Origin of the sequence: Ornithinimicrobium sp. F0845, assembly GCF_023015765.1 — a bacterium.
Lineage (GTDB): Bacteria > Actinomycetota > Actinomycetes > Actinomycetales > Dermatophilaceae > Ornithinicoccus.
Window position 1 is genome coordinate 1 of sequence record NZ_JALKAL010000026.1, and the last position, 4,760, is coordinate 4,760.

A 4,760-nucleotide genomic window follows, 5' to 3' on the forward strand; every position below is an offset into this window, starting at 1 on the left:
TCGAGGTCTTCCAGATCGAGGGCTGTGTGAGAACTCCCATCATCGGAAGACCTCGACCCTCACCCCCGCAGCGACCCGCCGCCGATCACACCACCGCTACACCCTCGTTTGGGAAGAGCCCGGAAAGTTCCTGGCTGTGACCACTGGATGCTCTTGAGTCGGCCCAGCGCACTGCTTGGGCGTCTCGCACTCGTTGGCGCGTGCCCTGCGCTTACTGCCTGCTCATCCGGCGACGAGGCGCTAGACCCCATGGAGGATGCAGATTCCATGGAGGATACGGGGACCACACTGGGGTGCCGCCTGACTATGCATCGCGGCAAAAGGAGCGAGCGGCTCTCCCTGGGATCGACGACCCGCCTGACGTCACACCCGTGCGGGCCGTCAACAAGAGCGCGTAGGTCCCGAGTGCAGCAACAGTGCCTGCAGGAGCAGGGCTTCCACGCAGAGATAAACACGGACGGCGATGAGTTGACGGTTCACCTCGCGGATGGGCAGGCTGAGGGCTACTACCTCGCGGACTTCGTCTGCGGAACTGGTTTCCGCTCCACGAAGACTATTCGATCGAACTCGACCGGTACCAGTTGCGCGTGTACTACGAGTGGAACAGCGGGCCACTCTCAGACTGCATGACGAGCCTTGGCTACACGGTTTCAACACCACCGACCTTCGAGGCGTTCACGGCGGTGTTTCGATGCTGACAACGGAATGTGGACGCCGTGTGACGAAATTCCCGTAGAGCTCTGGCTCGACACCCTCACCGACGTGGCGCAACAGTGCCAGCTCGAACCCGATGACGAGGACATCTATGGCGACGTAGGTTGACACGCATGGCTGGTGCCATCCCGGTCAGCCAGCCGCCTGCACCCGCAGCGCCCGCAGCAGGTGGTCCGCCTGCTCAACGACGATCCGCCGCAACGCAGGCGGCGCCTGTGGGTGGCCCGCCAGCCAGTCGAGAGCCGCCCGCACCTCGGGGTGGTCGTCGGGTTCCTGTCCGGACTCGAGATCACCGCGCGGGAAGAGACCGGTGACCAGGATGCTGGCCATGACCATCGACCGCTCGTCCCACCACCGGGCGATGGAGGAGTAGTAGCGCTCGGCATACGCCTGGGCCGCCTCGGACCCTGAGGGCTCGGTGAAGCCTGCCACCAGCGCCCGGAGATGATCGTTGGTCAGCTGGTGGTCGGTGGTCATCGCGTCCCAGGCCACCGTCTTGGCGTCCTCGGTGGGCCGAGCCGCCGACGCCCGCAGGTGCGCAGTGCGCCCACTCAGGGTGTCGTCGGCAGCCAGCTCGACGGCCAGGTCTCCGGCGGACACCGCGTCCTGGGCTGCCAGGGCCGCCAGGGCGGTCCACCGCAGGTCCTGGTCGACGTCCAGACCCTCGGGCACGGCACCGCCGTCCAGCAGCCCGCGCACGATCGGCACCCCCTCGGCGCAGGTGCCCGTGGCCCGGACCAGAGCCCGCGCCCAGAGCACCTGGTGGTCCGAGCCGGGCTCGGCGGCGATCAGTCCGGCACGACAGAGAGCGACCTGCTCGACACGCCAGGACTCGCGCCGGGCCACCGGGGCGAACGACTCGACCGCCGTGTGGAGCGTGGTCAGCCCGGACCCGAGCAGCGCGGCATCACTCTCGTGGGGCAGCTGGTCGATGGCGCCGCGCACGTAGGCGCCGACGGGCAGGACCCCGTCACGCACGGCGTTCCACAGCGAGGACCAGACCAGCGCCCGGCTCAGGGACGCCTCCATGGAGCTGACGTGGGCCAGCGCCACATGGGTCGACGCCTCGTCAAGCCGCACGGTGGCGTAGGTCAGGTCCTCGTCGTTGACCAGCACGAGGTCGGCCCGCTGTCCCACCGCCTCGGCCACCTCGGTCTCGGTGCCGGTGACGTCCAGCTCATGGACCGCGACCCGGGTCAGGCGCTCGTCCTCCAGCGCATAGCAGCCCACAGCCAGGCGGTGGGGTCGATCGACGGGCGCACCGTCCGCCAGCGGGTCGCTGGCTGCCTGCCGGATCGCCAGCCGGGCGATGGTGCCGTCGCCCGCGCGCTCCACCACTGAGGTGAGGACGGAGATCCCGGCCGTCTCCAGCCAGGCCCGCGACCACGTGGCCAGGTCGCGGCCGGAGGCTGCCTCGAGGCACTCCATCAGGTCGGCCACCTCGGTGTTGCCGTAGGCGTGGCGACCGAAGTAGTCACGGGACCCGGCGAAGAACGCGTTCGCTCCGACATACTCCATCAGCTGTTTGAGTGCGGCCGCACCCTTGGCGTAGGTGATGCCGTCGAAGTTCTGCCGCGCCGCCTCCATGTCGTCGATGACCGCCACGATCGGGTGGGTCGTCGGCAACAGGTCCTGGCGGTAGGCGAACTGCTTGCGGTCCATGGCGAAGCGGGTCCAGGTGTCGGTGTACTCGGTGGCGGCCGAGGTGACGTGATAGCCCATCAGGTCGGCGAAGGACTCCTTGAGCCACAGGCCGTCCCACCACCGCATCGTCACGAGGTCTCCGAACCACATGTGGGCCATCTCGTGCATGAGCGTGTTGGCGAGCGCCTGCCGCTGGGCGCGGGTGACGCGTCCGCGGTGGAGGTAGTTCTCGGTGAAGGTGACCAAGCCGGGGTTCTCCATGGCGCCGATGTTGTACTCCGGCACGAAGATCTGGTCGTACTTGCCCCACGGGTAGGGGTAGGCGAAGTGCTCGTCGAAGAAGTCCAGGCCCTGGCGGGTCAGGCGCAGCATCTCCTCGGCGTCCAGGTAGGGCACCATCGAGGCGCGGCAGAGCACGCCCAAGGCGACCTCCTGCGAGGAACCGTCCTCGCGCCGCACCGACCAGGTGCCGTCCACCCGGTGGTAGGGCCCGGCCGCGACCGCGGTGATGTAGCTCGACAGCGGCGGCGTCGGCGCGAAGCTGACCGTCGCGGTCTCGCCGTCCTGCGTGCGGGAGACCTCCTGCTGCCCGGACAGGATCTGCCACTCCTGCGGCGCGGTCACCACGAAGGTCACGCGGGCCTTGAGGTCGGGCTGCTCGAAGACCGGGTAGACGCGCCGGGCGTCGGTCGGCTCGAAGTGGGTGTAGAGGTACGTGTGGCCGTCCTCCGGGTCGGTAAACCGGTGCAGTCCCTCGCCGCTCCGGCTGTAGGCGCACTCGGCCTCGATGCGGACCTCGTTGTCCGCGGTCAGGCCGGGGACGCGGAGCCGGGCGCCGTCATACTGCGGATCGAGCAGCTCGCCGTTGAGGGTGACCGACAGGACCCGGTCGGCGATGAGGTCGACCCAGGTCTCCTCGCTCGTCGCCGAGAAGGTGATGGTGGTGATCATCGGGAAGGTGGATGTCTGGGGGTCCGGGGCCGATCGCAGGTCCAGCTCGACGCGCTGGTCGTGGACGGTGATCGTCCGGGCGCGCTCGGCGCACTCGGCGTGGGTCAGGTTCGTCGTGGGGCTCACGATCGCCAGTCAAACAGACTGCTGTCCGTATGCCGACAAGCGCCGTGATCTGCTCCGTCACCTCTCACGCCAGCAGGCGCCAGGCCGTATGCCGGGCCGGCACCGTGACTGCCGCGCCACCAGCTGCACGAGCAGGCGCCTCCCCGCCCGCTGCGCCCTTCGCCACACCTTCCTCGTGTCCCCTCCTCCGTCTCGTCCATGCACAGGCAGCTGGTGCATGTCGGTGGTGGGTGTCAGGGTGGGGACCACGTCGCGTCCCCCAGAAACGTCTGGGAGCTTGTCCACAATTTGCGGCGTGTCACCCCCGTTCGTCGGACATACGTTCTAGACTGGGGGTAGTTGGTCACCGACGACGGAACGGCAGACACCCAGGGGAAGGGGGTGGGAACCGATGAACACAGGGCTGCTGGAGCGGAGCCTGCAGACCCGGTTGAGCCACCACCTGGCCTCTCTGGGGATTTCCGACCCGAACGTGGCTCCTTCGGGGCGGATCGTGCCGGCCCCTGGTCAGGACGTGGCCTCCTGGGTCCGGGTGCACCGGTACTCTCCCGAGGTCCCGGTCCGGGTGGTCCTGGACGGGCCCGGCGCCGCCGCCCGGGGCCAGGACGCCGCCGCCCGGGGCCAGGACGCCGCCGCCACCGACGCCCAAGCCAACGACCCTGCTGGCACCGACTCCTGCGGCACCGGTCCCTGCGCCGCTGACTCTCCCGTGGACGAGCGGGACGTGGCGGCCCGGTTGCGGGCGGTCCTGGCCGAGGTCGGTGTGGCCGAGGGGATGGTCGGGGCGTTGAGTCAGGTCGCCCTCGCGTGTGCGACGGTGACCAACCCGCAGGTCCGGGCGGCCCGGGCCGCGCACGAGGTCACGGGGACCGACCCCGAGACCGGCAGGGACAGTTCCAGCGGTCAGTCCGGGGCGCCGGCCGACGAGGAGGAGGAGGGGCCCGGTGAGGTCGGTGCCGCGGTGGCCCGGGGCCGGGTGCTGCTGTCCAGTGTGGAGACACTGCTGGCCGCGACCGCGAAGCTGGAGGCGGTNGGAGGCGGTCGCGGTGGCCGGGACGACGTTGTTGACGATGGCGGTGGGGCGGGTGCTGCTGGTCGACAAGGGCGTGGCCGACCCCCAGGAGCTGTCGGCCACCGCCCGGGAGGAGTGGAGGGCCAAGGCCAAGTCCCGCACCCGGGCCGAGCTGATGGCCGCGACCGGGCGAGCCACCGGCGAGATCACCGACCTGGTGTCCCTGGCCACCGCCCCGGCCGCGGTGACCGGCCCGGTCGAGCGTGCGATGGCCGCCGGGGAAGCGGGCTGGACGCTGGTGCGCCGCTACCAC

At 69.8% G+C, this 4,760-nt stretch carries 2 protein-coding genes; one reads left to right on the forward strand and one right to left on the reverse strand.

The window, feature by feature from the left end; genetic code table 11:
• Nucleotides 1-846: 846 nt before the first annotated feature.
• Complete coding sequence (pepN, locus tag MWU75_RS19515; RefSeq protein WP_247094112.1) at nt 847-3,435, reverse strand: aminopeptidase N; 2,589 nt, start codon at nt 3,433-3,435, stop codon at nt 847-849.
• Nucleotides 3,436-4,481: 1,046 nt separating this feature from the next.
• On the opposite strand from pepN, the gene MWU75_RS19520 reads away from it, so the two are divergent.
• Nucleotides 4,482-4,760, forward strand: a 279-nt coding sequence (locus tag MWU75_RS19520) for a hypothetical protein (protein WP_247094114.1), incomplete at its 3' end; no start/stop codon positions are given.